The following is a 940-nucleotide window of genomic DNA, read 5'->3' on the forward strand; positions in this document are numbered from 1 at the left end:
CTTCGGTATAGGCACTGTATGCGGCAAGCGTCTGTTCGGTCTTGTCGCGCGGCGCATTCGCCATTGCCGCTTCGTCATTGTAGATCAAAAGCATGTATCGCATGGTCTTCTCCGTTTTCTCGAAGGCCGCGTCGTCGCGGGCCGACCTATGTCGTGCGGCCACGGCCGATTTCGACAGGCGCCGCGAAAATCTTTCGCCTCCAAAGCAATCGAGCGCAAGCCGACGCTTTCGCCACCCCTCGATCGTTCGTCTAATGGCTGCAATTGCGGGTTGGCATTTGGCGTCTCCTGTCTAAACTCCCAGGTTCGCGCCGGCAGAGGCGGCGCGGCGCGACCATCAGGAGGAGGAAACAAAATGCTCGATTTCAGGACGAAATTTGTTGCCGCCGGCGCTTTGGCATTGTCGCTCGGCCTCGGCGCCATGTCGGCCGGGGCACAGGAATTCATCACCGTGCTGACCGGCGGCACGTCGGGCGTCTACTATCCCCTCGGCGTCGCGCTGTCGGAAATCTACGGCAAGGGCATCGAAGGCGCCCGCACCCAGGTGCAGGCAACCAAGGCATCGGTCGAGAACCTCAACCTGCTGCAGCAGGGCAAGGGCGAGATCGCCTTCGCGCTCGGCGATTCCGTCAAGCTCGCCGCCGAAGGCAACACCGAAGCCGGCTTCCCCGGCAAGCTCGACAAGCTGCGCGGCATAGCCGCCATCTATCCGAACTATATTCAGATCGTCGCCAGCAAGGAGTCCGGCATCAAGACCCTCGCCGACCTCAAGGGCAAGAGCCTGTCGGTCGGCGCGCCCGCCTCCGGCACCGAGCTCAACGCCCGCGCCATCTTCGCTGCCGCCGGGCTGAAATATGAGGATCTTGGACGGGTCGAGTACCTGCCATTCGCAGAGTCGGTCGAGTTGATCAAGAACCGGCAGCTCGACGCCACGCTGCAA

At 62.3% G+C, this 940-nt stretch carries 1 protein-coding gene and 1 pseudogene; one reads left to right on the top strand and one right to left on the bottom strand.

Annotated features, from left to right (window positions below):
* Window positions 1–103 (bottom strand): annotated as a pseudogene (locus tag EOA60_RS39475) (YciI family protein); the annotation flags it as partial.
* Window positions 104–355: 252 nt separating this feature from the next.
* On the opposite strand from EOA60_RS39475, the gene EOA60_RS34900 reads away from it, so the two are divergent.
* The coding region (locus EOA60_RS34900; RefSeq protein WP_128312728.1) for a TAXI family TRAP transporter solute-binding subunit at window positions 356–940 on the top strand (585 nt) is incomplete at its 3' end.

Origin of the sequence: Mesorhizobium sp. M1A.F.Ca.IN.020.06.1.1 (assembly GCF_004023265.1) — a bacterium.
GTDB lineage: Bacteria > Pseudomonadota > Alphaproteobacteria > Rhizobiales > Rhizobiaceae > Mesorhizobium.